This is a genomic window from Enterobacter sp. ECC_219_Taxon_10, from assembly GCF_058354905.1.
The window spans coordinates 699,296-724,834 of record NZ_CM178005.1; the positions used below are offsets into that span (position 1 = coordinate 699,296).

A 25,539-nucleotide genomic window follows, 5' to 3' on the forward strand; every position below is an offset into this window, starting at 1 on the left:
TATTATTATTGGCCTAACGGCGCGGTGAAATCCGGAACACTAATGCCGTAGCGGCTGGCTGGATAGAAACGCACGGATTTATCACCGGTAATGCCTTTCGCCACGCTGACGTCCAGCGTCTGGCCCGGCAGGATATAGGTTTTTTGCAGCTTCCCTGTGGTATTGGACGGCAGGAAAGTGACGTTTTGCGCCAGGCGAACCACGTAAGCAGACGGGTTTTTCACTTTGATTGTCTGGCCGCTGCCGGACCAGGTCAGCAGCTTCCAGGCATCGGTGACCACGGGCAGGTTTTTAGGGCGAATGAGCACCGGCAGATCCTGGCGCATGTTGAAGCCAATCTTCATGTTTTTATCGGTGCTTTTTGGTGGAATGCCTTCAAACGTCACGCGTTTGAGGTGCTCAACCGTGAGCGGCTGCGTGTTCTGCATAATAAAGCGCAGCTGCTGCTGCTGGCCTGGCTCGACGCGAACGACGGGCTGAGTCACGTCCAGCTTGATGCCGGTGTCATCGGGTAGATCGATAATGGTGGTGTACAGCAGCGCAGGGCCGTTATCGGTGTTTTTGACGTTCATCACGCCGCTGTGGGTGGATTCATCAATCACCAGCAGCGTTGTTTCCGGCACCATGCCCGCGGCATTCGCCTGCGTAACAAAGGCAGAAAACAGAAATGGGGCGGCAAGCGCCAGTTTGCAAAGAGAGGATGATACAGACATCGAGATTATTCCTTTAACCTGATAAAAAAGCCTCCTCAATAAAAGGAGGCCTGGTTCATTCATTATCGCGGTGATAATTAGAGATATTTCACGGTGATCGTGGCCTGGCCTGACAAGTTGGTATCATCCGTAATGGCCAGCGTAGTGGTGTCCTCAATCGCCAGAGAAACCTTCAGCGGGAATACTGCAGTGCTGTAAGCCAGAGGTGCAGTGGTACCGGTGGCCGCCACGGTCATCATTTCGGCATTGCCGTTTTTGATGATACCGGTGGTGGATTTCGCCCAGGTCGGGGTGGTTGCCGCACCGAAGATCGGATCCACTCTTACGCCGTCAGCCAGGACGTTGGCGACATCGGTATAAACCGAGTAAGCACCGATTTTCACGTCGCCTGCCAGACCCACGCCGTAGGACTGGTCTGCGCTGCTTACTGAACCGTTTGCGGCATCGCCGTTAGTGATGGTCACGCCAGTAGCGCGAGACGCCGCGCTGTCATCGGTAATGGTCCAGCCCGCTTTCGCACCGGCGTCCGGGCAATTGATGGTCAGGGAGATGTCTTTGGTGCCCAGCTGGTTGTCGGTGGTGGCAGACAGTTCAGACAGGTGGATACGGCCGTAGTCCACTACGCCGCCGCCGCTCAGGGTCGGGGTGCAGGCTTCAACAGAGAGCAGGCCGGTCACTTTCAGTACAGCGGTAGAGGCTGCGTTCGCGCCTGCGGCGGTCAGCGCCATCGCGACGGCACTGGCAAGTAAAATCTTTTTCATCGTTGTTCCTTAACGGTTAATTCATCGCGCCAATATCAGCGGCACGAAAAGGGATTACAGGTAATAAAGCGTAATGGTTGCCTGACCAGCAATTGGGGTATCGTCAGTAATCGCCAGCGTGCTGGTTTTATCCACGGCGAGGGCTACGCGCAACGGGAAGACGGCGTTGGTAAAGGCGACGGGTATGTATGCAGACGTTCCCAGCGAATATACTTGTCCATCATGTGTAACGTAATCCCGGGGGTTACCGTCATTAAAGCCAGACCACCCCATGAAATTAGTGGAGTATGCCGTAATAACGTTCTGCGCGACGCCATCAGCCGTTGAGTTTGCTTTATCAATCGTAACGGCATAGGCGCCAATTTTGACTCCACCAGTGGTACTGCCTACGCCAAACTGGACATCTGTTTGATCGTCATAAACATTGCCACCCGTGGTGAAGCCAGGGTTGGTGATGCCTACCGCTGCAGGCGAACCGACGTTATCTTCTATGCCCCAGGCAACTGAGGCTGTGGGGGCCGAGCATGCGATAGACAGCGTGATGTCTTTTTTACCGAGCTGGTTGGTATTCGTTGACGAGAGCGTATCAACATAGGTGGTGCCGAAATCAACGGTACCGCCGCCGCTCAGCGTTGGGGTACAGGCGTCGTTAGTCAGGACACCCTGAACTTTTAACAGTGCGGTTGAGTCTGCCGCGTGCGCAGCCGCGGAAAGTGCCATAGCAACGGTTGTTGCAATTAATAACTTTTTCATCGTTAATCCTTAACGAAATTGTGAGGAGATCGCGGAGTGGATAATTAATATTATCTTGCGAACCTACATTCTCGTTTCGGATGGGGAAAGCATCTAGTTAGATTATTTGAAGCGTGTTTTAAGAAGGGCTAAATAAATAATGGAATGATAAAGTTAATTGTATTGCTGTTATTAAATGTAAATTAAATATAATTACCCCACTAAAGCTATTTCGTAGGCTTTAGTGGGATATTCAGTATTATTGAACCGCATTTATTATCCATTGCGATAATTCTCGCAACTCTTTTTCCTGCTCTGGAAAATCCCCAATCAACGCGTCGCATTCCTGCTGCAGCATATCTGCCCGATACAAACAGCCCTGCAAGCGGGCCGCCAGCGCTTCTAACGGTGCCGGGTTGAGGCTGTCCGTAAATACCTGCGTGCGGGTGATATGGCCTTTCTCCACGTCAAAATGCAGCTCTACACCGCCCCAGGTAAAACGTTCGTCCAGCAGATGAGAAAACGCGGGGGCCTGACCGAAGTTCCACTCCCAGCTGCTCTGGCGGGCAAAGGTTTCGGCGAAGTTGGGCAGATCCGGGGTTTTATCCGGCGAAATCACTTCCGCATCCACGCGCTCGCCGTAATGTTTAAAGAACGCGTCACGGATCGCGTCGCAAATCTGCTCGTGAGTAATCTCCGGCAGCAGTTCCACCAGATTCGCCACCCGTCCACGCACGGAGGTGATCCCTTTCGCCTGGAGCTTTTTCTTGTCCGGATTCAGGTAGTTCGCCAGACGGCTCAGATCGGCGTTCAGCAGCAGGGTGCCGTGGTGGAAGCCGCGATCCATCGTTTCGCGGTAGGCGGAGCCGGAGACTTTTCGGTCGCCCTCGGGCGTTTTCACCACCAGGTCGTTCCGCCCCGACGCCTCCGCCGTCACGCCGAGTGAATTCAGCGCGTTAAGGACAATCGAGGTGGAGATGGTTTTGTCGTACTCCGGTTTACCCGCCATAAAGGTGAAGCAGGTATTGCCGAGGTCGTGAAACACCGCGCCGCCGCCGCTGCTGCGGCGCGCCAGACGGACGTTGTCCTCTTCCATACGCCGCGTATTGCACTCTTTCCACGGGTTTTGCGCGCGGCCAATGACCACTGTATCGGCGTTGCGCCAGAGAAACAGCACGCGCTGGGTGGCGGGCATCTGGCGGAAGATGCACTCTTCTACCGCGAGATTAAACCAGGGATCATAAGAGTCAGAGATAAGCAGGCGTAACGTCGTCATGGCAGAGTTCCTTTTCCGAATCGTTCGCCTACTTTATCACTATTCTTTCTTCTCGCTCTCTTCGTCTTCGGGAACCGATCTGCTGGCGGTCAGCAGGAACGGCGACTGCTGCCAGCGGGTGCGCTTGCCCTGAAGCAGGGTACGCGCCAGCACGACACCAATGGCCAGCGAGAGCAGCAGCATCAGGCGCAAAATATTGGTGGTATTATCCACCTGTTTGGCTTCGGTCGGCAGAGTGTGAGTATCGAGCGTCAGGCGGAGATAGCCCAGCGGACCATTCTTGCCCTGAATGGGTTCGACGATCTGCTGGTTAAAATAGCCTCCGGCTTTTTTGCCGTCCAGCGCCAGTCTGTCGCGCACGTCGACGTGCTCTCCGGCGCGGGCAATCAGGTCACCTTTTTCATCGTATACGCCCGCATCCAGAATGCGGCTGTTTTCCGTAAGCTGACGCAAGGCCTGGCCTATCCGCTTATCGTCCGGCGTCTCGGTGCGCATCAGGGGCGCAACGTTGAGCGTCACCTGACGCGCCAGCGTGCGGGCCAGCTCTTCAAACTGCGGGTTGCGCTGCCGCTGATGGTTCTGACTAAACCACGATGCCCCCTGCATCAATGCCACTAACAGTGCGAGACAGGAAAGGACAATCACGGCGCGATGAAGCCGGAATTTCAGTTTTGCGCGAGCCATATTCCACCTGCTGAAAATTTAGGGCTTAATGTTGCCAGAAGTGATGGTTACAGGGTAGCCTCATGCGTTATTTTCCCTCTGGAACCTTCCGGCGCGAACGAAATTACAGGAGCTTTAATGCCGAACATTACCTGGTGTGACCTGCCAACGGATGTCTCTTTATGGCCAGGATTGCCGCTCTCGTTAAGTGGCGATGAGGTGATGCCTCTGGATTACCACGCTGGCCGTAGCGGCTGGCTGCTGTACGGACGCGGCCTGGATAAGCAACGCCTGACCCAGTATCAAACCAGGCTGGGCGCGGCGATGGTCATCGTAGCGGCCTGGTGCGTGGAAGATTACCAGGTCATCCGGCTGGCGGGTTCCCTGACGCAGCGCGCAACGCGTCTGGCGCATGACGCCGGGCTGGACGTTGCGCCGCTCGGCAAAATTCCGCACCTGAAAACGCCGGGGCTGCTGGTGATGGACATGGACTCCACCGCCATTCAGATCGAGTGTATTGACGAGATTGCTAAACTGGCAGGCAGCGGTGAGCTGGTGGCGGAAGTCACCGAGCGTGCGATGCGCGGCGAGCTGGACTTCACCGCCAGCCTGCGCCAGCGCGTGGCGACCCTGAAAGGGGCCGACGCCAACATTCTGCGCCAGGTGCGCGACGTGCTGCCGCTGATGCCAGGGCTGACGCAGCTGGTGCTGAAGCTCCAGTCCCTCGGCTGGAAAGTGGCGATTGCGTCCGGTGGCTTCACCTTCTTTGCAGATTATCTGCGTGAAAAACTGCATCTGACCACCGTGGTGGCTAACGAGCTGGAAATCATGGACGGCAAGCTGACCGGCCAGGTCATCGGCGACATCGTGGATGCCCAGTACAAAGCCAACACCCTGACGCGCCTGGCGGAGAAATATGACATTCCTGTCGAGCAGACCGTCGGCATCGGTGATGGCGCGAACGATCTGCCGATGATCAAAGTTGCTGGCCTTGGCATTGCCTACCATGCCAAGCCAAAAGTGAATGAAAAGACGGAAGTGACTATCCGTCACGCTGACCTGATGGGGGTGTTCTGCATTCTCTCCGGCAGCCTTAATCAGAAATAACGAGGTAAACCGTGGCGAAAGCTCCAAAACGCGCATTTGTCTGTAATGAATGTGGTGCGGATTATCCGCGCTGGCAGGGGCAATGCAGCGCCTGTCATGCCTGGAACACCATCACCGAAGTGCGTGGTGTGGCGGCTTCGCCGAGCGTGGCCCGCAATGAACGCCTGAGTGGCTATGCGGGCAATGCAGGCGTGTCGAAGGTACAAAAACTTTCAGATATCAGCCTGGAGGCGCTGCCGCGCTTCTCCACCGGCTTCAAGGAATTTGACCGTGTGCTCGGCGGCGGCGTGGTGCCGGGCAGCGCGATTCTGATCGGCGGTAACCCGGGCGCGGGGAAATCTACCCTGCTGCTGCAAACGCTTTGCAAGCTCGCCGAACAGATGAAAACCCTGTACGTCACGGGGGAAGAGTCACTCCAGCAGGTGGCGATGCGCGCGCACCGTCTTGGCCTGCCGACCGGTAACCTGAACATGCTCTCCGAAACCAGCATCGAGCAGATCTGTATGATCGCCGAAGAAGAGCAGCCGAAGCTGATGGTGATCGACTCCATCCAGGTGATGCACATGGCGGACATTCAGTCCTCGCCGGGCAGCGTCGCGCAGGTGCGTGAAACCGCCGCTTACCTGACGCGCTTTGCCAAAACGCGCGGCGTGGCGATTGTGATGGTCGGCCACGTGACCAAAGACGGCTCGCTGGCGGGGCCGAAGGTGCTTGAGCACTGTATCGACTGCTCCGTGATGCTCGACGGCGACGCGGATTCCCGTTTCCGTACCCTGCGCAGCCACAAGAACCGTTTTGGGGCGGTGAACGAACTGGGCGTGTTTGCCATGACCGAACAGGGGCTGCGCGAGGTCAGCAACCCGTCAGCCATCTTCCTGAGCCGTGGCGATGAGATCACCTCCGGCAGCTCGGTGATGGTGCTGTGGGAAGGCACGCGCCCGCTGCTCGTCGAAATTCAGGCGCTGGTGGATCACTCTATGATGGGTAACCCGCGGCGCGTGGCGGTCGGTCTGGAGCAGAACCGTCTGGCGATCCTGCTGGCGGTGCTGCACCGTCACGGCGGCCTGCAGATGGCGGATCAGGATGTGTTCGTTAATGTGGTTGGCGGCGTTAAAGTCACCGAAACCAGCGCAGATCTGGCGCTACTCCTGGCGATGGTCTCCAGCCTGCGCGACAGGCCGCTGCCGCAGGATCTGGTGGTGTTTGGTGAAGTAGGGCTGGCCGGGGAAATCCGTCCGGTGCCGAGCGGCCAGGAGCGTATCTCCGAGGCAGCAAAACACGGCTTCCGTCGGGCTATTGTTCCGGCAGCTAACGTGCCGAAAAAAATCCCGGAAGGGATGCAGGTCTTTGGTGTTAAGAAACTCGCAGATGCGTTAAATGTCTTTGACGACTTATAATTACGTATTCGATTTTGCAGGAGGCACCGTAATTTATGTCATCATTTGACTACATCAAAACCGCAATCCGTCAGAAAGGCTGCACGCTGCAGCAGGTGGCTGACGCCAGCGGCATGACCAAAGGCTACCTGAGCCAACTGCTGAACGCCAAAATCAAAAGCCCCAGCGCGCAGAAGCTCGAAGCGCTGCACCGTTTTCTGGGGCTCGAATTCCCGCGTATGCAAAAGAACATCGGCGTGGTGTTCGGCAAGTTTTACCCCCTGCATACCGGGCATATCTATCTGATCCAGCGCGCCTGTAGCCAGGTTGACGAGCTGCACATCATCATGGGTTACGACGAAACTCGCGACCGTCAGCTGTTTGAAGACAGCGCCATGTCGCAGCAGCCCACCGTGCCGGACCGCCTGCGCTGGCTGCTGCAGACCTTTAAGTACCAGAAAAACATTCGTATTCATGCCTTTAACGAAGAGGGCATGGAGCCGTACCCGCACGGCTGGGACGTGTGGAGCAACGGCATCAAAGCGTTTATGGAAGAAAAGGGCATTGCGCCTAACTGGATCTACACCTCTGAAGAGTCCGACGCGCCGCAGTTCCGCGAGCATCTGGGCATCGAGACGGTGCTGATCGATCCAAAACGCACCTTTATGAACATCAGCGGGGCGCAGATCCGCGAGAACCCGTTCCGCTACTGGGATTACATCCCGACCGAAGTGAAGCCGTTCTTCGTGCGCACGGTGGCTATTCTGGGCGGTGAATCGAGCGGTAAATCAACGCTGGTCAACAAGCTGGCGAACATCTTCAACACCACCAGCGCGTGGGAGTATGGCCGCGATTATGTGTTCTCGCACCTCGGCGGCGACGAGATGGCATTGCAGTATTCGGACTACGATAAAATTGCCCTCGGACACGCCCAGTACATTGATTTTGCCGTGAAATACGCCAATAAAGTGGCCTTTATCGATACCGATTTCGTCACCACGCAGGCGTTCTGTAAAAAGTACGAGGGGCGCGAACACCCGTTCGTGCAGGCGCTGATTGACGAATACCGCTTTGACCTGGTGATCCTGCTGGAAAATAATACCCCGTGGGTGGCCGACGGCATGCGCAGCCTCGGCAGCTCGGTGGACAGGCGAGAATTCCAGTCCATGCTGGTGGAGATGCTCAACGAAAACAACGTTGAGTTTGTGCATGTGGAAGAGTCGGACTACGACTCGCGTTTCCTGCGCTGCGTCGAGCTGGTGAAGGAGATGATGGGGGAGCAGGGGTAGTTTACCCCTCACCCTAACCCTCTCCCCAGAGGGGCGAGGGGATCGAACGGAGCCGTCTTTACCCTCTCCCCTCTGGGGAGAGGGCAGGGTGAGGGGAACAAACCACTCAGAACTCAACCACCACTTTCCCCCGCATATGCCCCTCCAGCACTTTACGGTGCGCTTCGGTAATGCTTTCCACGCTCAGCCCGTGCAGTGTTTCACTCAGCGAACTTTCTACCACGCCGTTATCCACCAGCTTCGCCACCTCATTGAGGATCTCACCCTGCCGCGCCATATCAGCGGTCTGGTACATGCTGCGGGTGTACATAAACTCCCAGTGCAGCGCGGCGGATTTGGACTTGAGCTTGTCCTGGTTCAGCGGATGTTCATTCTCAACGATGGAACAGATATGCCCCTGCGGTGCAATCAGTTCGCTGACCGCATCCCAGTGCCCGTCGGTGTCGTTGAGGATGAAAATGTAATCCACAAAGGTGATGTCCTGTTTTGCCAGCTCGCCTTTCAGATCGCGGTAGTTCACCACCGCGTCAGCCCCACGATCGCGGCACCATTGGGCGGAATCTTCTCGTGAAGCGGTTGCGATGACCTTCACTTTGCTGTTGTGCTTCGCAAACGGGATCGCCAGCGAGCCCACGCCGCCCGCGCCGCCGATGATCAGCAGCGTTTTGTCCGCCCCTGCATCCTGAATGTTCAGCCGTTCAAACAGGCCTTCCCACGCGGTGAGCGCGGTTAAGGGCAGTGCTGCGGCAGCCGCCCAGCCGAGGCTGGCAGGCTTGTGCCCGACTATGCGCGCATCGATCAGCTGATGCGTGGTATTGCTGCCCGGGCGGGTGATGTCTCCCGCGTACCATACCTCGTCGGCCGGTTTGAATCCGGTCACGCCAGTCCCCACGGCTTTGACGATCCCGCTGGCATCCCAGCCGAGCACGCGCGGATCTTTCAGCCCGTTTTTGGCAATGCCTGCGTGCACCTTGGTGTCTACAGGGTTTATGGAGACGGCTTTCACCTCCACCAGCAGATCGTGCTCGCCGGGCTGCGGCATAGGCGGGGTGATTTCAATGAAGGTGGATGGATTTTCTGGGTTAACGGCAATGGCTTTAACAGACATGGTGTGCTCCTCAATGGCATGCGTTTTGTTGAGGCTAGTCTATTAAGTGGCCAGCTGCATGATAAGATGGACAATCAAGAACTCAGCGTTCGCACAGGATGAACAATCATGTTTAAACAGTTGCAGGATATGGCTCTATTCGCGCTGGTGGCGGAGATGGGCAGCTTTACCGCGGCGGCGCAGAAGGCGGAACTGCCAAAATCCAGCGTGAGCCAGCGAATTAGTCAGCTGGAGCAGCAGGTGGGGATCCGCCTGCTCAACCGCACCACGCGCAGGATCAGCCTCACGTTCGCGGGCGAGCACTATCTGGTGCACTGTCGCGAGATGCTGGCGGCCAGCGAGCGGGCGGAGTACGCTATTCAGCGGTTGCGTGAAAACCCCAGCGGGCGACTGAGGATCACCTGTCCGGCGGGGATTGGGGCGACGCTGCTGGCGCATATGAATGCCGAGTTCCAGCTTCGCTATCCTGACGTTTCGCTGGATGTGTCGATCTCTGACGACGTGGTGGATCTGGTCGAGTCCGGCTTTGACGTGGCGCTGCGCACCGGCAGGCCGCAGGACTCCTCCCTGATTGGCCGGATGATCGGGCATTGCCCGCGCTACATGCTGGCCTCGCCGGACTATCTGGCGCGTCGGGAGCCGCTGACGCATCCTCGCCAACTGGTGGAGCACCGCTGCATTACGCACCGGGCGTGGTCGGAGTGGCTTCTGCGACGCGAGGGCGAGGATTACCGCTACCTGCCGGATAACGCGCACATGACCGATAATCTTGTTTACGCCCGCGAATGTGCGATTGCCGGCGCGGGGATCACGCTGTTACCCGCGTTTCTGCTGGAAGATAAGATCGAAAAAGGTGCGCTGGTTCAGGTGCTGCCTGAGTGGAATGTTGAAGGTAACGATCTGTGGCTGGCCTATCCGAGCCGCAAGCTGAACTCGCCCGCGCTGATGAGCTATATCGAGTTTGCGATGCAGTTTGATGAGGTGAAGCGGTATTACGTGGGCAAATAAAAAAGCCGGGTGGCGCTCACGCTTACCCGGCCTACAAACTGCGCAGTACCGTAGGCCGGGTAAGGCGAAGCCGCCACCCGGCACTCAGGCACTTATTTCGCAATACGCTTGTACTTAATACGCTTCGGCTCCAGCGCGTCGGCGCCCAGCGTGCGTTTCTTGTACTCTTCGTACTCGGTGAAGTTACCTTCGAAGAACTCCACTTTACCTTCGTCCTGGTAGTCCAGGATGTGGGTGGCGATACGGTCCAGGAACCAGCGGTCGTGCGAGATAACCATCGCGCAGCCCGGGAACTCCAGCAGGGCGTTTTCCAGCGCGCGCAGGGTTTCGATATCCAGGTCGTTGGTTGGTTCATCGAGCAGCAGAACGTTACCGCCAACCTGCAGCAGCTTCGCCAGGTGCAGACGACCGCGCTCGCCGCCGGACAGCTCGCCCACGCGTTTGCCCTGGTCGGTGCCTTTGAAGTTAAAGCGGCCAACGTAGGCACGGCTTGGCATCTCGGTGTTGCCGATACGCATGATATCCAGACCGCCGGAGACTTCTTCCCACACGGTTTTGCTGTTATCCATCGCGTCACGGAACTGGTCAACGGAGGCCAGCTTCACGGTTTCACCCAGGGTGATAGAGCCGCTGTCAGGCTGTTCCTGACCGGACATCATGCGGAACAGGGTCGATTTACCCGCGCCGTTCGGACCGATGATCCCAACGATAGCGCCTTTCGGTACGGAGAAGCTCAGGTCGTCGATCAGCAGGCGGTCGCCGTAAGACTTGCGCAGGTTGCTGACTTCAACCACTTTATCCCCCAGACGTGCTCCAGGTGGAATAAACAGTTCGTTGGTTTCGTTACGTTTCTGGTATTCGGTGTTGTTCAGCTCTTCGAAGCGTGCCAGACGGGCTTTGCCCTTAGACTGACGGCCTTTCGCGCCCTGACGCACCCACTCCAGCTCTTTCTCAATAGACTTACGACGGGCCGCTTCCTGAGAAGCTTCCTGCGCCAGGCGCTGATCTTTCTGCTCCAGCCAGGAGGAGTAGTTGCCTTCCCACGGAATGCCTTCGCCGCGGTCCAGCTCCAGGATCCAGCCTGCGACATTGTCGAGGAAGTAACGGTCGTGGGTAATCGCCACCACGGTGCCTTCGAAGTCGTGCAGGAAGCGCTCCAGCCATGCCACGGATTCCGCATCCAGGTGGTTAGTCGGTTCATCGAGCAGCAGCATGTCTGGTTTTTCCAGCAGCAGGCGGCACAGCGCCACGCGGCGGCGTTCACCACCGGAGAGGTTCGCGATTTTCGCATCCCAGTCCGGCAGACGCAGGGCATCAGCCGCACGCTCCAGCTGCACGTTCAGGTTGTGACCATCGTGCGCCTGGATAATCTCTTCATATTTGCCCTGCTGAGCGGCCAGCTTGTCGAAGTCCGCATCCGGCTCGGCGTATTTGGCATACACTTCATCCAGACCTTTCAGCGCGTTAACCACTTCGGACACCGCTTCTTCAACGGACTCACGTACGGTGTGTTCCGGGTTCAGCTGAGGTTCCTGTGGCAGGTAGCCGATCTTGATGCCAGGCTGCGGACGGGCTTCACCTTCGATGTCTGTATCGATGCCGGCCATGATGCGCAGCAGGGTGGACTTACCGGCACCGTTGAGACCCAGAACACCAATTTTTGCGCCCGGGAAGAAGCTCAGCGAGATATTTTTAAGAATATGACGTTTCGGCGGGACAACTTTGCCGACACGATGCATGGTATAAACGAATTGAGCCACGTGGACTTCGCCTCTTTTATCGTAATGAGAAGGAATTTCAGCCTCGAAGTGTAGCCTTTTTCACGCCCTAATCCCAGCCAGGAACGTCGGGAGTGTTAAAACGCGCAAGAAAGGTAAAAAAGTGTCCATGACGTGGCGCGTTGCAGGATGCCTGGTTAGCATAAGTTGTTGTGACTTTGACGTGGCAAGACGCTGCAATTGACGAAAAAACAATGAGGAAGAGCTTGTGGAAAAAGCCAAACGGGTGGTCTGGCGTCTGCTGGCTGCCAGCGTATGCGTAATGGCGGTAAGCCAGGCGGTGCATGCAGATTCACTGGATGAACAACGTAACCGCTACGCCCAGATTAAACAGGCGTGGGACAACAAGCAGATGGATACCGTGCAGGCGCTGATGCCGACGCTCAAGGATTATCCGCTGTATCCGTATCTGGAGTATCGCCAGATTACCGACGATCTGATGAACCAGCCGACCGTCACCGTGAATAATTTCATTAAGGCGAACCCGACCCTGCCGCCTGCCCGAAATCTCCAGTCTCGCTTTGTGAATGAGCTGGCGCGTCGTGAAGACTGGCGCGGCCTGCTGGCGTTTAGCCCTGACAAGCCGAATACCACCGAAGCGCAGTGTAATTACTACTATGCGAAATGGGCGACCGGACAGCAGGAAGAGGCATGGGCCGGGGCGAAAGATCTGTGGTTGACCGGCAAAAGCCAGCCGAACGCCTGTGATTCCCTGTTTGGCGCATGGCGCGCGTCCGGCAATCAGGACCCGCTGGCCTACCTTGAGCGCATTCGCCTGGCGATGAAAGCCGGCAACACGCGTCTGGTGACCGCGCTGGCAGGGCAGATGCCGTCCGATTACCAGACTATCTCCTCGGCGGTTATCGCGCTGGCAAACGATCCGAACAGCGTGCTGACCTTTGCCCGCAGCACGGGCTCGACCGATTTTACCCGCCAGATGGCGGCGGTGGCTTTTGCCAGCGTGGCGCGCGACGATGTCGAAAATGCGCGGCTGATGATCCCGCAGCTGGTGCAGGCGCAGCAGCTGAATGAAGATCAAACCCAGGAGCTGCGCGACATCGTGGCGTGGCGACTGATGGGCACGGATGTGACCGACGAACAGGCGCGCTGGCGAGACGATGCCATTATGCGTTCTAACTCCACGTCGCTGGTGGAACGCCGCGTGCGCATGGCGCTGGGTACCGGCGACCGCCGTGGCCTCAACACCTGGCTCGCGCGTTTGCCGATGGATGCCAAAGAGAAAGACGAATGGCGCTACTGGCAGGCGGATCTGCTGCTGGAGCGTGGTCGTGAAGGCGAAGCCAAAGATATTCTTCACTCGCTGATGCAGCAGCGTGGGTTCTATCCGATGGCGGCCGCCCAGCGTCTGGGCGAAGAGTACACGCTCAGGATCGACAAAGCGCCCGCTAATGCGAACCCGTCGCTGACGCAGGGACCAGAGATGGCGCGCGTTCGCGAGCTGATGTACTGGAACATGGATAACACCGCGCGCAGCGAGTGGGCCAACCTGGTGACCAGCCGCACCACGGATGAAAAAGCGCAGCTTGCCCGCTATGCGTTTGATAATCACTGGTGGGATCTGAGCGTGCAGGCGACGATCGCCGGTAAGCTGTGGGATCATCTCGAAGAGCGTTTCCCGCTGGCGTATAAAGATCTGTTTGACCGCTACACCAGCGGCAAAGATATCCCGCAAAGCTACGCCATGGCGATTGCTCGTCAGGAGAGCGCCTGGAACCCGAAAGTCCGTTCCCCGGTGGGCGCCAGCGGGCTGATGCAGATTATGCCGGGCACGGCAACGCACACGGTGAAGATGTTTAATATCCCTGGGTACAGCAGCCCGTCACAGCTGTTGGATCCGGATACCAACATCAACATCGGCACCAGCTACCTGCAGTACGTGTATCAGCAGTTCGGCAATAACCGTATCTTCGCGTCGGCGGCGTATAACGCTGGCCCGGGTCGCGTGCGCACCTGGCTTGGCAATAGCGCCGGACGCATCGACGCCGTGGCGTTTGTCGAGAGCATCCCGTTCTCGGAAACGCGCGGCTACGTGAAGAACGTGCTGGCCTATGACGCCTACTATCGCTACTTCATGGGGCAGAAAGATACCCTGATGAGCGATGCTGAGTGGCAGAGACGTTACTGATCGGCATGGGTTGTGTTATGCTGTACTCGCTAATGAGTACAAGAGGCAGCATAACATGACCCAGCATTCCCCATATTCCTCGGCGATGGCCGAACAGCGTCACCAGGAGTGGCTTCGTTTTGTGGAGCTGCTTCGCCAGTCTTACGAGCAGGATTTGCACCTACCCCTCATGCAGCTGATGCTCACGCCGGACGAGCGTGAGGCGCTGGGCACGCGCGTGCGCATCATTGAAGAGCTATTGCGCGGTGAGATGAGCCAGCGCGAGCTGAAAAACGAGCTGGGCGCGGGCATCGCGACGATAACCCGTGGATCGAACAGCCTGAAGTCTGCGCCGGTCGAGCTGCGTCAGTGGCTTGAGTCAGTCTTATTGGGCGATCAACGATAAATGGCGTTATGAAACGGGCTTAACGCCAGGATCACCGCCTGATGGTAAACCCCTGAACGCGTGAGCTTACCCGCCGTAAAGACGCCAATTGCCCCTTCTTTACGGCCAATCTCATCAATGCCGGTGTAGTGCGACATTACCGGCCCGAGCGCTTCACCTGCGCGGACTTTTTCCAGAATGATCTCCGGCAGCGGCAGGGTGGCCGAGCGTGCTTCGCCGCGCTGCTCGCGGCTTTCAATCACCACCCAGCTAAAGGTTGCGCCTTCGTCGATGCCTGCTTCTATGGCGACCCAGAAGTCAGCCTTCGGGGCCGCGGCTTTTGCATTTGCCACGCGATTTCGTGCGCCAGCGCGCGTTTCCTCGCTGCCAAACGGCTGTTCAGGTACGCCACTCTCGACGCCGATGGCCTCAATATGGCAGGATCCTTCGCCGAAAATCTCTTCAAAAGCCTTTAGAATTGCCTGAATTTTGGCAGGATTGGTGGTAGCAGAGACAACATGGTGCATAATTAAGCTCGATTCAAAAAAACTCATCGCAGTATAACGGAAAAAAAGCATGTTACAGGTATACCTTGTTCGCCACGGTGAAACGCAGTGGAACGCCGAGCGACGTATTCAAGGCCAGTCAGACAGTCCTCTCACCGAGAAGGGTGTGCAGCAAGCGTGGCAGGTGGCGGAACGCGCCAGAACGCTGGGCATTACCCACGTTATTACCAGCGATTTAGGTCGCACACAGCAGACGGCGCGCATCATTGCAGACGCCTGCGGCTGCGATGTGATGCTTGAGCCGCGCCTGCGCGAGCTGGATATGGGCGTGCTGGAAAAGCGCCATATCGATACACTGACGGAAACGGAAGAGGGCTGGCGTCGCACACTGGTGAACGGTACCGAAGATGGCCGTATTCCTGAGGGCGAATCCATGCAGGAGCTGAGCGTGCGTATGCATGCGGCACTGGCGGAATGCCTCAAACTTCCGGCAGGCAGCCGTCCGCTGCTGGTGAGTCACGGTATCGCCCTGGGCTGCCTGGTGAGCACCATTCTGGGATTGCCGGCTTATGCCGAGCGCCGTTTGCGTCTGCGCAACTGCTCCATTTCCCGGATTGATTACCAGGAAAGCGCGTGGCTGGCGTCGGGCTGGGTGGTGGAGATGGCAGGGGACATTTCGCATCTCGATGCCCCTGCGCTTGACGAACTGCAGCGTTAACGACGGATCGGAATCAAGAATTCCATACGCAGATTGATTGGGCCTTCTTCCGGTTTGGCATCCTGCGCCGGGTAGTAGCGCTCAATATCCTGACCTTTACGGCGATTCAGATTCAGCATTGGCATGCAGGTTCCGTAAACGGTCAGGATAAACTCCTGGACGCCCGTTCCTAAACCCTCGTATGAGAACATCACATACTCGCCGCCTTCCAGTACGACAGGTTTAGAGCCCTGAATGTAGCCGTTGGCCATGTCAGGGGTGAGGGCGGTGGTGTAAAACACCTCCTGCTCGTCGTCTTTTTCCTGGCTTGGATGCGTTTCGTTGAGGCCATACAGGATCGGCGGAATGGCCGGCGCATGGCTCAGGAAATCGCGCCAGAATTGGACGCGCATCTGATGACGGAACTCAGAAATCTGCTCCAGAGAGCAGGAATAGCTCTGGGTCGTACCGATCAGATGGGTTTCCGGCAGAGTGACCATTTCGTATTTCGGCATTGCGAACTCGCCCAGACGTAGCGGCGGACGCATACCAAACGAGCTCCAGTCAGGCGAGCGGCGATAGAGCGCTGGCGTCAACGAGAACTGTTTTTTAAAGGCGCGGGTGAAGGTCTGCTGCGAATCAAAACGGTACTGCAAAGCAATATCCAGAATGGGCCGCGCCGTCAGGCGCAACGCTACAGCAGATTTCGATAAACGACGTGCGCGAATATAGGCCCCGATAGCATGACCGGTGACATCCTTGAACATCCTTTGCAGATGCCACTTGGAATAGCCCGCTTTAGCCGCCACATTATCCAGTGACAAAGGCTGGTCGAGATGACCTTCCAGCCAGGTGAGCAGGTCGCGAATAATTCCAGCCTGATCCATATACTATCCTCATCCTTAAAACAGCAGGTGCCTGATAACAGGTTAGCGGATAATAGCATTTTTTGATGTTTTAGCATTCAGTGTTTTTTTTGCGCATTAATGCCTTTTCTCCTTCGTTTTGGGTGAATATATTCTAATCCTGTGATCTTGCTACATTTTTGACTAACGTGTTGAATAATTGCTCAATGCAATTTTAAAGAATGGTAACAATATGAAATACAAGACTTTGCTTCTTACTGCCCTGTTGCTGGTAGCGGGCCGTGCGGCGCAGGCGGAACAGATTGGTTCTGTCGATACCGTGTTCAAAATGTTCGGTCCGGACCACAAAATTGTGGTGGAGGCGTTTGACGATCCGGACGTGAAAAACGTTACCTGCTACGTTAGCCGCGCGAAGACGGGCGGTATTAAAGGCGGCCTGGGGCTGGCGGAAGACACTTCCGATGCGGCGATCTCCTGTCAGCAGGTGGGGCCGGTTGAGCTGAGCGATAAAATCAAGAACGGCAAAGCGCAGGGCGATGTGGTATTCCAGAAACGGACCTCGCTGGTGTTTAAAAAGCTACAGGTGGTGCGTTTCTATGATGCCAAACGCAACACCCTGGCCTACCTGGCGTATTCCGACAAAGTGGTGGAAGGCTCACCGAAAAACGCGATCAGCGCGGTGCCGATTATGCCGTGGCATTAATGCAGGGATGAACCATGCAACAACCTGTGGTCTGGCTGGTTGAAGACGAAACCAGTATCGCCGATACGCTTATCTACATGCTTCAGCAGGAAGGGTTTGCGGTAAAGGCGTTTGAACGGGGGCTACCGGTGCTGGAGGCGGCGCGGCGGCAGGTTCCGGCGCTCGCCATTCTGGACGTCGGGCTGCCGGACATCAGCGGTTTCGAGCTCTGCCGCCAGCTTCTTGCGCAGCATCCATCACTGCCCGTGCTGTTTCTGACGGCACGCAGTGACGAAGTGGATAAACTCCTCGGCCTGGAAATGGGCGCAGACGACTACGTCGCCAAACCTTTCTCCCCGCGCGAAGTATGTGCCCGGGTAAGGACCATTTTACGGCGGATGCAAAAATCCGCCGCGCCAGCAGAGACGGTGCGTATCGGGCAGTTTGAGCTGAACGAACCTGCAGCCCGAATCAGCTGGTGCGGTGAAACATTGCCCCTGACCCGCTACGAATTCTTGCTGCTCAAAACCCTGTTACAGGCGCCCGGACGAGTATTTTCTCGCCAGCAACTCATGGACAAGGTATGGGGTGAAGACGGGGACAGTTTCGATCGTACCGTGGATACCCACATCAAAACCCTGCGCGCCAAGCTGCGGGCGGTGAACGAGGAACTTTCACCCATCAGCACCCATCGCGGTATGGGCTATAGTCTGGGCCTTTACTGATGCGCATTGGGATGCGGTTGTTGCTGGGATATTTCCTCATCGTGGCCATCGCCGCGTGGTTTGTGCTGTCGATCTTTGTTCAGGAAGTGAAGCCCGGCGTGCGCAGGGCAACCGAGGGTACGTTGATCGATACCGCGACCTTGCTCGCCGAAGTCGGGCGTGAGGATCTTCTTTCGGGCAATGCGCAGCAGGGCAAACTGGCGCAGGCCTTTTCCCAACTCCATCAGCGGCCTTTCCGCGCCAATATCGGCGGCATTCATAAGGTGCGCAACGAGTATCACGTCTATATGACCGATGCGCAGGGTAGAGTGGTTTTTGATTCCGCCGGTCTGGCCGTGGGGCAGGATTACTCTCGCTGGAACGACGTTTGGCTGACGCTTCGCGGCGAATACGGCGCGCGCAGTACTCAGATCAATCCCGAGGATACGGAGAGTACGGTGATGTATGTTGCCGCGCCGGTTGTGGAGCAGGGCAAAATCATCGGCGTGCTGTCGGTAGGGAAACCTAACAGCGCGATGGCACCGGTTATCCATCGCAGCGAGCGGCGAATTCTGTGGGCAGGCGGGGCGCTGCTCGGCATTGCTTTGCTGATCGGTCTTTTTGTCGCCTGGTGGATCAACCGTTCCATCAGTACGTTATCGCGCTACGCCGACTCGGTGACCACCGACACGCCTCTCCCACTGCCCAATCCAGGCAGTAGCGAACTGCACAAGCTGGCCCAGGCGCTGGAAAATATGCGCATTCGCCTCGAAGGGAAAAACTATATTGAACGCTATGTCCATGCGCTCACCCACGAGCTGAAAAGCCCGATCGCCGCCATACGCGGCGCGGCGGAAATACTCGCCGAGCAGCCGCCGCCGCAGGTGGCTGCTCGTTTCATCGATAACATTCTGGTACAAAACGCGCGCATGCAGTCGCTGGTTGAAAAACTGCTCGCTCAGGCTCGGCTTGAAAATCGGGTCGAGATTACGCCCGAGGCCGTCCGGGTCGACTCGCTGTTTACCCGGCTTGCCGACGCGCGATCGGCGCAGCTGGCAACAAAAGAGATTGCGCTGACCCTCCAGCCTGCTTCGCTTTATGTTGAAGGCGATCCCGACCTGCTCGAACAGGCGCTCGGCAATTTGCTGGATAACGCTATCGATTTTACGCCGCAGGGCGGATCCATAGAACTGGCGGCCCGGGAAGAGCGCGGGCAGATACAGCTGATCGTCACCGACAGCGGAAGCGGGATCCCGGATTACGCGCAGGATCGTATTTTTGAACGCTTCTATTCCCTGCCGCGGGAGAACGGGGTTAAGAGCAGCGGGCTTGGGCTGGCCTTTGTCCGGGAGGTGGCTCGTCTGCATCAGGGAGACATTACATTGCGCAATCGTGATGAAGGTGGCGTGATGGCCACGCTGACACTTCACCGTCCCTTCACATAACTTCAAACTGCCCCCACACAGCCTGGTTACGCTCTCCTCATCACAAAGGAGACGTAATGATGAAATCCCCCCTGTTCTGGAAAGTAAGCACCCTGCTGGGGTGCATTCTGCTGCTGTTAGTTCCGCTGTTTATGGTGAGTAACCTCATTTCAGAGCGTGAAAGCTACCGTAACGATGTCGAAAATACGCTTCGCCAGAGTACCAGTGGACCGCAAAAACTGGTCGGCCCGCTGATTGCGATCCCGGTGACGGAGGTCTTCTACAAGTTAGAGGATGAGAAGAAAGTCGAATACAAGAAAAGCTATATGCGCTTTATCCTGCCGGAGTCTCTGCTGGTTGAGGGTAACCAGCACGTTGAGTCCCGAAATATCGGTATTTATGACGGGCAGATCTGGAACACTAAACTCAACATAAAAGCGCGGTTCAACACCGAAAAAATCACGCAGCTGAAAGGGGAGGCGATGACCCTGGGGCAGCCGTTTATCGTTGTTGGCGTGGGCGACGCTCGCGGTATTGGCACGGTGAACGTCTCCAGTATCAACGGTGAGACGCTGGGCGTAGAGCCGGGTTCAGGCGTGTATGGGGGGCTTTCCGGGGTTCATATCCCGCTGACGGACAAAGCGCTGGAGCCAAAAACGTTTGTCATGGAGATGTCGCTGAATCTGGCAGGGACGGGAAGTTTTGCCGTGGTGCCTGTGGGACGTAACAGTGAAATGGCGCTGAACAGTAACTGGCCACATCCAGGCTTTATGGGTAACTATCTGCCGGTGAAGCACAAAATTGGTGATTCCGGTTTCCAGGCGAACTGGCAGAGCAGCTGGTTTGCGAACAACCTTGAGAGCTGGTTCAACGGCAGTGAATCTCCGGCGTGGGAGTCGATCCCCGCTTTCAGCGTCACGGTAGCCACGCCCGCCGATCAGTATCAACTGACTGACCGGGCGATCAAGTACGCTATTTTACTGATTGCGCTGACGTTTATGGCCTTCTTTGTTTTCGAAACTCTGACCGGGCTGCGCCTGCACCCGATGCAGTATCTGCTGGTGGGGCTGTCGCTGGTGCTGTTCTATCTGGTGCTGCTGGCGCTGTCAGAACACGTCGGCTTTACGCCAGCCTGGGTTGTTGCAAGTCTGGTTGGTGCGGCGATGAACGGGATGTACCTGCGGGCTGTGATGAAAAGCTGGAAGCGTAGCGGGCTGTTCGTGCTGGCCCTGCTGGGGCTGGACGTGGTGATGTGGTTCTTGCTGCGCTCGGAGGATAGCGCGCTGCTGTTGGGGTCAGCGGTGCTGGCGCTGGCACTGTTCGCCGTGATGTACCTGACCCGACATCTCGACTGGTATTCACTTTCACAGCCGAAGCGGTCTGAGCCAGCTGCATCGCCGGATGACGATACGATGCGGATCTGGAAATAAAAAAAAACGGCGCAAATGCGCCGTTTTTTCATGGGTTAACTGCCGGATTACTCCTGCAGGTCTCCGCAGAAGCGGTACCCTTCGCCGTGGATCGTGGCGATAATTTCCGGCGTATCAGGCGTAGATTCGAAATGTTTACGAATACGACGGATGGTCACGTCTACGGTACGGTCATGAGGCTTCAGCTCACGGCCGGTCATTTTCTTCAGCAGCTCTGCACGGGACTGAATTTTGCCCGGGTTTTCGCAGAAGTGCAGCATCGCGCGGAATTCACTGCGCGGCAGTTTATACTGCTCACCGTTCGGGCTAATCAGCGAACGGCTATTGATATCAAGTTCCCAGCCGTTGAATTTGTAGCTGTCGACGCTACGGCGCTCTTCGCTGACTGTGCCCAGGTTCATGGTGCGGGACAGCAGGTTGCGTGCACGAATGGTTAACTCGCGAGGATTGAACGGCTTGGTGATGTAGTCATCCGCACCGATTTCCAGGCCAAGGATCTTATCAACTTCGTTGTCACGGCCCGTCAGGAACATTAACGCGACGTTCGCCTGCTCGCGCAATTCGCGCGCCAGAAGAAGACCGTTTTTGCCCGGCAGGTTGATATCCATGATCACCAGGTTGATATCATTTTCAGAAAGGATCTGATGCATCTCTGCGCCATCGGTCGCTTCAAAGACATCGTAGCCTTCTGCTTCGAAAATGCTCTTTAACGTGTTGCGTGTTACCAACTCGTCTTCAACGATAAGAATGTGCGGGGTCTGCATGTTTGCTACCTAAATTGCCAACTAAATCGAAACAGGAAGTACAAAAGTCCCTGACCTGCCTGATACATGTCGCAAATTAACATGATCGGCTTAACGTGACTAAAGTACGTAATTGCGTTCTTGATGCACTTTCCATCAACGTCAACAACATCATTAGCTTGGTCTTGGGTACTTTCCCTTTGGACCCGACAGTGTCAAAAACGGCTGTCATCCTAACCATTTTAACAGCAACATAACAGGCTAAGTGACACCAGACACCCAATAAAACTACGCTTCGTTGACATATATCAAGTTCAATTGTAGCACGTTAACAGTTTGATGAAATCATCGTAGCCGAATGCTAGCCTTTGTCACAATTTTTCAATAAACCAACTAGTTGCGGAGATTGATTTATAAACGAAGCGAATCCAATCAGAATAGGGTATTCATGTTGCCATTATCATTATAAAACATAGGGATAATAGGCTCCTGTTAACATTCTAACTGATTGTTCAGACACAAAATAGTTTAGCGTCTTTAATTTATTATGAAACGCTATTTCGGTGATTCGTGTTGCAAATTTGTAAATTCGCGCTGCGTAATATGTTGAAGTGCATCACATTTTTATCCGCTAACTGATTAAAAAGAGAGCATAAATGCATCTGTCGATTGTACTGGTCGCTCCAGCCAGAGCCGAAAATATAGGCGCTGCGGCCCGCGCCATGAAGACCATGGGTATTACCGATTTACGTATTGTGGACAGCACTGCGCACTTGGAGCCTGCCGCCCGCTGGGTGGCGCACGGTTCGGGTGATATTCTCGATAATATAAAGACTTACGCTACGCTTGCCGACGCGCTGCACGATATTTCGTTTACCGTTGCGACCACCGCACGCAGCCGGGCGAAGTTCCACTACTACGTCACGCCTGCTGAACTGGTACCCATGCTGGAGGAGAAAAGCCAGTGGCTGGAGAAAGCCGCGCTGGTATTTGGTCGCGAAGATTCCGGGCTCACCAACGAAGAGCTTGAGCTGGCGGACGTTCTCACCGGTGCGCCGATGGTAGCCGATTATCCTTCCCTGAATTTAGGCCAGGCGGTCATGGTCTATTGCTATCAATTAGCCTCCCTAATGCAAATCCCCCAACCTCAGGCAGAAGCGGCAAATGAAAATCAGCTGGCCGCGCTTCGTGCTCGCGTGGAGAGCCTGCTATCGAGCCTTGGCGTTGCGGACGATCGAAAAATGGCCGACTGGCTACAGCAGCGCCTTGGACGTCTTGAGCAGCGGGACACTGCCATGTTGCACCGTTTGCTGCACGATATTGAAAAAAAATTGGCCGAGTAAAATGCTGCCATAAGTTTTTAGTATGGCGAAAAGGTCTGTCGTGGAGGGTTGCAGTTGGGGGATTCGGATGAAAATAAAACGGCGCGCAGCGTGACGTGAACGTCTGCGGAATTGTGATCAAATTAAAAATTCATTGACTTAAGGTGCCCGATCCTTTAACCCTAAAAGAATACAGCACAGACAGATAATAATGACAGAGTACACAACATCCATGAAACGCATCAGCATTACCACCATTACCACAACCATCATCATTACCACAGGTAACGATGCGGGCTGACGCGTACAGGAAAAACAGAAAAAAGCCCGCACCTGAACAGTGCGGGCTTTTTTTTCGGCTAAAGGAAACGAGGTAGAACCATGCGAGTGTTGAAGTTCGGCGGTACATCAGTGGCAAATGCAGAACGCTTTCTGCGTGTTGCCGATATCCTGGAGAGCAACGCCAGGCAGGGGCAGGTTGCGACCGTCCTCTCTGCCCCGGCAAAAATCACAAACCATCTGGTGGCGATGATTGAAAAGACCATCGGTGGCCAGGATGCACTCCCGAACATCAGCGACGCAGAGCGTATCTTCGCTGAGCTGCTGCAGGGGCTGGCAGAGGCACAGCATGGTTTCCCGCTCGCGCAGCTGAAGTCTTTCGTTGAGCAGGAGTTTGCTCAGATCAAACATGTGCTGCACGGCATCAGCCTGCTGGGCCAATGCCCGGACAGCGTCAACGCGGCGCTGATCTGCCGGGGCGAAAAACTCTCCATCGCCATCATGGCGGGCGTGCTGGAAGCGCGCGGCCATAGCGTGACCGTTATCAACCCGGTTGAGAAACTGCTGGCGGTGGGTCACTACCTCGAATCTACCGTTGATATTGCCGAATCAACCCGCCGTATCGCCGCAAGCAAAATTCCCGCTGACCATATGATCCTGATGGCAGGCTTCACCGCCGGAAATGAGAAGGGTGAACTGGTGGTGCTGGGCCGCAACGGCTCCGACTACTCTGCCGCCGTGCTGGCTGCCTGTTTACGCGCGGACTGTTGTGAGATCTGGACTGACGTCGACGGCGTCTATACCTGCGACCCGCGCCAGGTGCCGGACGCCAGGCTGCTGAAGTCGATGTCGTATCAGGAAGCGATGGAGCTTTCTTATTTCGGTGCCAAAGTACTTCACCCGCGTACCATCTCCCCGATTGCCCAGTTCCAGATCCCTTGCCTGATTAAAAACACCGGTAACCCACAGGCGCCAGGCACGCTGATTGGTGCCAGCAGCGATGAAGATGGCCTGCCGGTGAAAGGTATTTCCAACCTGAACAATATGGCGATGTTCAGCGTCTCCGGTCCGGGGATGAAGGGGATGGTCGGCATGGCGGCGCGCGTTTTTGCGGCCATGTCACGCAACGGTATCTCGGTGGTGCTGATCACCCAGTCCTCTTCCGAGTACAGCATTAGCTTCTGCGTGCCGCAGGTCGACTGTCTGCGCGCCCGCCGCGCGCTGGAAGAAGAGTTCTACCTGGAGTTGAAAGAGGAACTGCTGGAGCCGCTCTCCATTCAGGAGCGCCTGGCCGTGATCTCTGTGGTCGGTGACGGTATGCGCACTCTGCGCGGTATCTCCGCCAAATTCTTTGCCGCGCTGGCGCGGGCCAATATCAATATCGTGGCGATTGCCCAGGGCTCGTCCGAGCGTTCAATTTCCGTTGTTGTGGATAACGACGATGCGACCACCGGCGTTCGCGTGGTGCACCAGATGCTGTTCAACACCGATCAGGTGATCGAGCTGTTCCTGATTGGCGTGGGCGGCGTAGGTGGCGCATTGCTGGAGCAGGTGAAGCGCCAGCAGGAGTGGCTTAAGAAAAAGCATATCGACCTGCGCGTCTGCGGTATCGCCAACTCCAGGGCGCTGCTGACCAACGTCCACGGTCTTAACCTGGAAAACTGGCAGGCGGAGCTGGAGGAGGCGAAAGAGCCGTTCAACCTGGGGCGCCTGATCCGTCTGGTGAAAGAGTATCACCTGCTTAACCCGGTGATCGTTGACTGTACCTCAAACCAGGCTGTGGCCGACCAGTACGCCGACTTCCTGCGCGAAGGCTTCCACGTGGTGACGCCGAACAAAAAGGCCAACACCTCGTCGATGGATTACTATCACCAGATGCGTCTGGCGGCGAGCAAGTCGCGCCGCAAGTTCCTCTACGACACTAACGTCGGTGCCGGCCTGCCGGTTATCGAAAATCTGCAAAACCTGCTGAACGCGGGCGACGAACTGCAGCGTTTCTCCGGCATTCTCTCCGGCTCCCTGTCGTTTATTTTCGGCAAGCTGGATGAGGGCATGAGCCTCTCGGAAGCGACCCGTGCCGCGCGCGAGCTGGGCTATACCGAGCCGGACCCGCGTGACGATCTCTCCGGTATGGACGTGGCGCGTAAGCTGCTGATCCTGGTGCGTGAAACGGGGCGCGAGCTTGAGCTTTCCGATATCGTGATTGAACCCGTGTTGCCAGCCGAGTTTGACAGCAGCGGCGATGTCAGCACCTTTATGGCGAATTTGCCCCAGCTTGACGACGCTTTTGCCGCGCGAGTGGCGAAAGCCCGTGATGAAGGTAAGGTATTGCGCTATGTTGGCAACATTGAAGAAGATGGCGTGTGCCGGGTGAAGATTGCCGAAGTGGATGGCAACGACCCGCTGTACAAAGTTAAAAACGGCGAAAACGCCCTCGCGTTTTACAGCCACTATTATCAGCCATTGCCGCTGGTGCTTCGCGGCTATGGCGCAGGGAACGATGTTACGGCGGCGGGTGTGTTTGCCGATCTGCTGCGTACCCTGTCATGGAAGTTAGGAGTTTAA

25 protein-coding genes and 1 other annotated feature are annotated in these 25,539 nt (G+C 56.4%); of the genes, 15 read left to right on the forward strand and 10 right to left on the reverse strand.

Annotated elements, in window-relative coordinates; genetic code table 11:
- Positions 1-5: 5 nt before the first annotated feature.
- The 5 genes from AC4ICF_RS03290 to AC4ICF_RS03310 all read right to left on the reverse strand — a co-directional run bounded on the left by AC4ICF_RS03290 (position 6) and on the right by AC4ICF_RS03310 (position 4,166).
- On the reverse strand, positions 6-713 hold the full coding sequence (locus AC4ICF_RS03290; protein WP_316379725.1) for a fimbria/pilus chaperone family protein: 708 nt from the start codon (positions 711-713) through the stop codon (positions 6-8).
- Positions 714-790: 77 nt separating this feature from the next.
- Positions 791-1,474: a DUF1120 domain-containing protein gene (locus AC4ICF_RS03295; protein WP_316379724.1), complete on the reverse strand. Its 684-nt coding sequence runs from the start codon at positions 1,472-1,474 to the stop codon at positions 791-793.
- A 54-nt stretch (positions 1,475-1,528) separates the two neighbouring features.
- Positions 1,529-2,227 carry a DUF1120 domain-containing protein gene (locus AC4ICF_RS03300; protein ID WP_316379723.1) on the reverse strand — a complete coding sequence of 233 codons (699 nt, stop codon included), beginning with the start codon at positions 2,225-2,227 and terminating at the stop codon, positions 1,529-1,531.
- A gap of 238 nt (positions 2,228-2,465) precedes the next feature.
- Positions 2,466-3,482: a lipoate--protein ligase gene (gene lplA, locus AC4ICF_RS03305; RefSeq protein ID WP_316379722.1), complete on the reverse strand. Its 1,017-nt coding sequence runs from the start codon at positions 3,480-3,482 to the stop codon at positions 2,466-2,468.
- Between the two features lie 39 nt (positions 3,483-3,521).
- Positions 3,522-4,166, reverse strand: coding sequence for a YtjB family periplasmic protein (locus tag AC4ICF_RS03310; protein ID WP_316379721.1), 645 nt, complete (start codon positions 4,164-4,166; stop codon positions 3,522-3,524).
- A 117-nt stretch (positions 4,167-4,283) separates the two neighbouring features.
- Between AC4ICF_RS03310 and serB the strand changes: the two genes are divergently transcribed.
- The 3 genes from serB to nadR are packed head-to-tail and all read left to right on the forward strand — an operon-like array spanning position 4,284 to position 7,917.
- Positions 4,284-5,252 (forward strand): phosphoserine phosphatase, encoded by a 969-nt coding sequence (gene serB / locus AC4ICF_RS03315; RefSeq protein WP_116342399.1) that lies wholly within the window; start codon positions 4,284-4,286, stop codon positions 5,250-5,252.
- Positions 5,253-5,263: 11 nt separating this feature from the next.
- Positions 5,264-6,649: a DNA repair protein RadA gene (radA, locus tag AC4ICF_RS03320; protein WP_003856523.1), complete on the forward strand. Its 1,386-nt coding sequence runs from the start codon at positions 5,264-5,266 to the stop codon at positions 6,647-6,649.
- 35 nt (positions 6,650-6,684) lie between these two features.
- Complete coding sequence (gene nadR, locus AC4ICF_RS03325; protein ID WP_006810194.1) at positions 6,685-7,917, forward strand: multifunctional transcriptional regulator/nicotinamide-nucleotide adenylyltransferase/ribosylnicotinamide kinase NadR; 1,233 nt, start codon at positions 6,685-6,687, stop codon at positions 7,915-7,917.
- Positions 7,918-8,023: 106 nt separating this feature from the next.
- On the opposite strand, the gene AC4ICF_RS03330 is transcribed toward nadR, so the two are convergent.
- A complete protein-coding gene (locus AC4ICF_RS03330; RefSeq protein ID WP_316379720.1) occupies positions 8,024-9,025 on the reverse strand; it encodes a zinc-binding alcohol dehydrogenase family protein in 1,002 nt (333 codons plus the stop codon).
- A 108-nt stretch (positions 9,026-9,133) separates the two neighbouring features.
- Between AC4ICF_RS03330 and AC4ICF_RS03335 the strand changes: the two genes are divergently transcribed.
- Positions 9,134-10,033, forward strand: coding sequence for a LysR family transcriptional regulator (locus AC4ICF_RS03335; RefSeq protein WP_316379719.1), 900 nt, complete (start codon positions 9,134-9,136; stop codon positions 10,031-10,033).
- 92 nt (positions 10,034-10,125) lie between these two features.
- On the opposite strand, the gene ettA is transcribed toward AC4ICF_RS03335, so the two are convergent.
- Positions 10,126-11,793: an energy-dependent translational throttle protein EttA gene (ettA, locus tag AC4ICF_RS03340; RefSeq protein ID WP_032660788.1), complete on the reverse strand. Its 1,668-nt coding sequence runs from the start codon at positions 11,791-11,793 to the stop codon at positions 10,126-10,128.
- 226 nt (positions 11,794-12,019) lie between these two features.
- Here ettA and sltY point away from each other — a divergent pair, with 226 nt between their 5' ends.
- Together sltY and trpR are read left to right on the forward strand one after the other, a co-directional pair.
- On the forward strand, positions 12,020-13,957 hold the full coding sequence (sltY, locus tag AC4ICF_RS03345; RefSeq protein ID WP_316379718.1) for a murein transglycosylase: 1,938 nt from the start codon (positions 12,020-12,022) through the stop codon (positions 13,955-13,957).
- A gap of 55 nt (positions 13,958-14,012) precedes the next feature.
- The gene (gene trpR / locus AC4ICF_RS03350) at positions 14,013-14,342 is read left to right on the forward strand and encodes a trp operon repressor (protein WP_061099291.1); all 330 of its coding nucleotides are present in this window, start codon (positions 14,013-14,015) and stop codon (positions 14,340-14,342) included.
- Here trpR and yjjX read toward each other — a convergent pair.
- A complete protein-coding gene (gene yjjX, locus AC4ICF_RS03355) occupies positions 14,333-14,848 on the reverse strand; it encodes an inosine/xanthosine triphosphatase (protein WP_163330287.1) in 516 nt (171 codons plus the stop codon). The genes trpR and yjjX overlap by 10 nt on opposite strands.
- Before the next feature lie 49 nt (positions 14,849-14,897).
- Between yjjX and gpmB the strand changes: the two genes are divergently transcribed.
- On the forward strand, positions 14,898-15,545 hold the full coding sequence (gene gpmB / locus AC4ICF_RS03360) for a 2,3-diphosphoglycerate-dependent phosphoglycerate mutase GpmB (RefSeq protein ID WP_008502057.1): 648 nt from the start codon (positions 14,898-14,900) through the stop codon (positions 15,543-15,545).
- On the opposite strand, the gene robA is transcribed toward gpmB, so the two are convergent.
- Complete coding sequence (gene robA / locus AC4ICF_RS03365) at positions 15,542-16,411, reverse strand: MDR efflux pump AcrAB transcriptional activator RobA (protein ID WP_116342407.1); 870 nt, start codon at positions 16,409-16,411, stop codon at positions 15,542-15,544. The two genes, gpmB and robA, sit on opposite strands and share 4 nt — an antisense overlap.
- A gap of 211 nt (positions 16,412-16,622) precedes the next feature.
- Here robA and creA point away from each other — a divergent pair, with 211 nt between their 5' ends.
- Genes creA through creD form a run of 4 tightly spaced genes read left to right on the forward strand, consistent with a single transcriptional unit; the run spans position 16,623 to position 20,630 of the window.
- Positions 16,623-17,093, forward strand: a complete 471-nt coding sequence (gene creA, locus AC4ICF_RS03370) for a protein CreA (RefSeq protein ID WP_014882476.1) — start codon at positions 16,623-16,625, stop codon at positions 17,091-17,093.
- Positions 17,094-17,107: 14 nt separating this feature from the next.
- Positions 17,108-17,797 (forward strand): two-component system response regulator CreB, encoded by a 690-nt coding sequence (gene creB / locus AC4ICF_RS03375; RefSeq protein WP_316379717.1) that lies wholly within the window; start codon positions 17,108-17,110, stop codon positions 17,795-17,797.
- The gene (gene creC / locus AC4ICF_RS03380; protein WP_316379716.1) at positions 17,797-19,221 is read left to right on the forward strand and encodes a two-component system sensor histidine kinase CreC; all 1,425 of its coding nucleotides are present in this window, start codon (positions 17,797-17,799) and stop codon (positions 19,219-19,221) included. Before creB ends, creC begins: the two co-directional genes overlap by 1 nt.
- Before the next feature lie 56 nt (positions 19,222-19,277).
- Positions 19,278-20,630, forward strand: coding sequence for a cell envelope integrity protein CreD (gene creD, locus AC4ICF_RS03385; RefSeq protein ID WP_316379715.1), 1,353 nt, complete (start codon positions 19,278-19,280; stop codon positions 20,628-20,630).
- A gap of 47 nt (positions 20,631-20,677) precedes the next feature.
- Here creD and arcA read toward each other — a convergent pair whose 3' ends face one another.
- Positions 20,678-21,394 carry a two-component system response regulator ArcA gene (gene arcA, locus AC4ICF_RS03390; RefSeq protein ID WP_003856501.1) on the reverse strand — a complete coding sequence of 239 codons (717 nt, stop codon included), beginning with the start codon at positions 21,392-21,394 and terminating at the stop codon, positions 20,678-20,680.
- 95 nt (positions 21,395-21,489) lie between these two features.
- On the opposite strand from arcA, the gene yjjY reads away from it, so the two are divergent.
- The 4 genes from yjjY (at position 21,490) to thrA (ending at position 25,539) form a co-directional block, all read left to right on the forward strand.
- Positions 21,490-21,630, forward strand: a complete 141-nt coding sequence (gene yjjY, locus AC4ICF_RS03395) for a YjjY family protein (RefSeq protein WP_085928893.1) — start codon at positions 21,490-21,492, stop codon at positions 21,628-21,630.
- A 399-nt stretch (positions 21,631-22,029) separates the two neighbouring features.
- A complete protein-coding gene (locus AC4ICF_RS03400) occupies positions 22,030-22,716 on the forward strand; it encodes a tRNA/rRNA methyltransferase (protein WP_316379714.1) in 687 nt (228 codons plus the stop codon).
- A gap of 211 nt (positions 22,717-22,927) precedes the next feature.
- Positions 22,928-22,996: a thr operon leader peptide gene (thrL, locus tag AC4ICF_RS03405; RefSeq protein WP_015572623.1), complete on the forward strand. Its 69-nt coding sequence runs from the start codon at positions 22,928-22,930 to the stop codon at positions 22,994-22,996.
- Positions 22,935-23,052: a sequence feature (Thr leader region), on the forward strand. Its footprint overlaps the gene before it by 62 nt.
- Positions 23,053-23,076: 24 nt before the next feature.
- Positions 23,077-25,539, forward strand: a complete 2,463-nt coding sequence (gene thrA / locus AC4ICF_RS03410) for a bifunctional aspartate kinase/homoserine dehydrogenase I (RefSeq protein WP_116342415.1) — start codon at positions 23,077-23,079, stop codon at positions 25,537-25,539.

Bases quoted from the DNA above. Each gene is read 5' to 3' on its own strand.
- AC4ICF_RS03290 (WP_316379725.1), bottom strand. From the start codon at position 713: ATGTCTGTATCATCCTCTCTTTGCAAACTGGCGCTTGCCGCCCCATTT.
- AC4ICF_RS03295 (WP_316379724.1), bottom strand. From the start codon at position 1,474: ATGAAAAAGATTTTACTTGCCAGTGCCGTCGCGATGGCGCTGACCGCC.
- AC4ICF_RS03300 (WP_316379723.1), bottom strand. From the start codon at position 2,227: ATGAAAAAGTTATTAATTGCAACAACCGTTGCTATGGCACTTTCCGCG.
- lplA (WP_316379722.1), bottom strand. From the start codon at position 3,482: ATGACGACGTTACGCCTGCTTATCTCTGACTCTTATGATCCCTGGTTT.
- AC4ICF_RS03310 (WP_316379721.1), bottom strand. From the start codon at position 4,166: ATGGCTCGCGCAAAACTGAAATTCCGGCTTCATCGCGCCGTGATTGTC.
- serB (WP_116342399.1), top strand. From the start codon at position 4,284: ATGCCGAACATTACCTGGTGTGACCTGCCAACGGATGTCTCTTTATGG.
- nadR (WP_006810194.1), top strand. From the start codon at position 6,685: ATGTCATCATTTGACTACATCAAAACCGCAATCCGTCAGAAAGGCTGC.
- AC4ICF_RS03330 (WP_316379720.1), bottom strand. From the start codon at position 9,025: ATGTCTGTTAAAGCCATTGCCGTTAACCCAGAAAATCCATCCACCTTC.
- AC4ICF_RS03335 (WP_316379719.1), top strand. From the start codon at position 9,134: ATGTTTAAACAGTTGCAGGATATGGCTCTATTCGCGCTGGTGGCGGAG.
- trpR (WP_061099291.1), top strand. From the start codon at position 14,013: ATGACCCAGCATTCCCCATATTCCTCGGCGATGGCCGAACAGCGTCAC.
- yjjX (WP_163330287.1), bottom strand. From the start codon at position 14,848: ATGCACCATGTTGTCTCTGCTACCACCAATCCTGCCAAAATTCAGGCA.
- gpmB (WP_008502057.1), top strand. From the start codon at position 14,898: ATGTTACAGGTATACCTTGTTCGCCACGGTGAAACGCAGTGGAACGCC.
- robA (WP_116342407.1), bottom strand. From the start codon at position 16,411: ATGGATCAGGCTGGAATTATTCGCGACCTGCTCACCTGGCTGGAAGGT.
- creA (WP_014882476.1), top strand. From the start codon at position 16,623: ATGAAATACAAGACTTTGCTTCTTACTGCCCTGTTGCTGGTAGCGGGC.
- creB (WP_316379717.1), top strand. From the start codon at position 17,108: ATGCAACAACCTGTGGTCTGGCTGGTTGAAGACGAAACCAGTATCGCC.
- creC (WP_316379716.1), top strand. From the start codon at position 17,797: ATGCGCATTGGGATGCGGTTGTTGCTGGGATATTTCCTCATCGTGGCC.
- creD (WP_316379715.1), top strand. From the start codon at position 19,278: ATGATGAAATCCCCCCTGTTCTGGAAAGTAAGCACCCTGCTGGGGTGC.
- arcA (WP_003856501.1), bottom strand. From the start codon at position 21,394: ATGCAGACCCCGCACATTCTTATCGTTGAAGACGAGTTGGTAACACGC.
- AC4ICF_RS03400 (WP_316379714.1), top strand. From the start codon at position 22,030: ATGCATCTGTCGATTGTACTGGTCGCTCCAGCCAGAGCCGAAAATATA.
- thrA (WP_116342415.1), top strand. From the start codon at position 23,077: ATGCGAGTGTTGAAGTTCGGCGGTACATCAGTGGCAAATGCAGAACGC.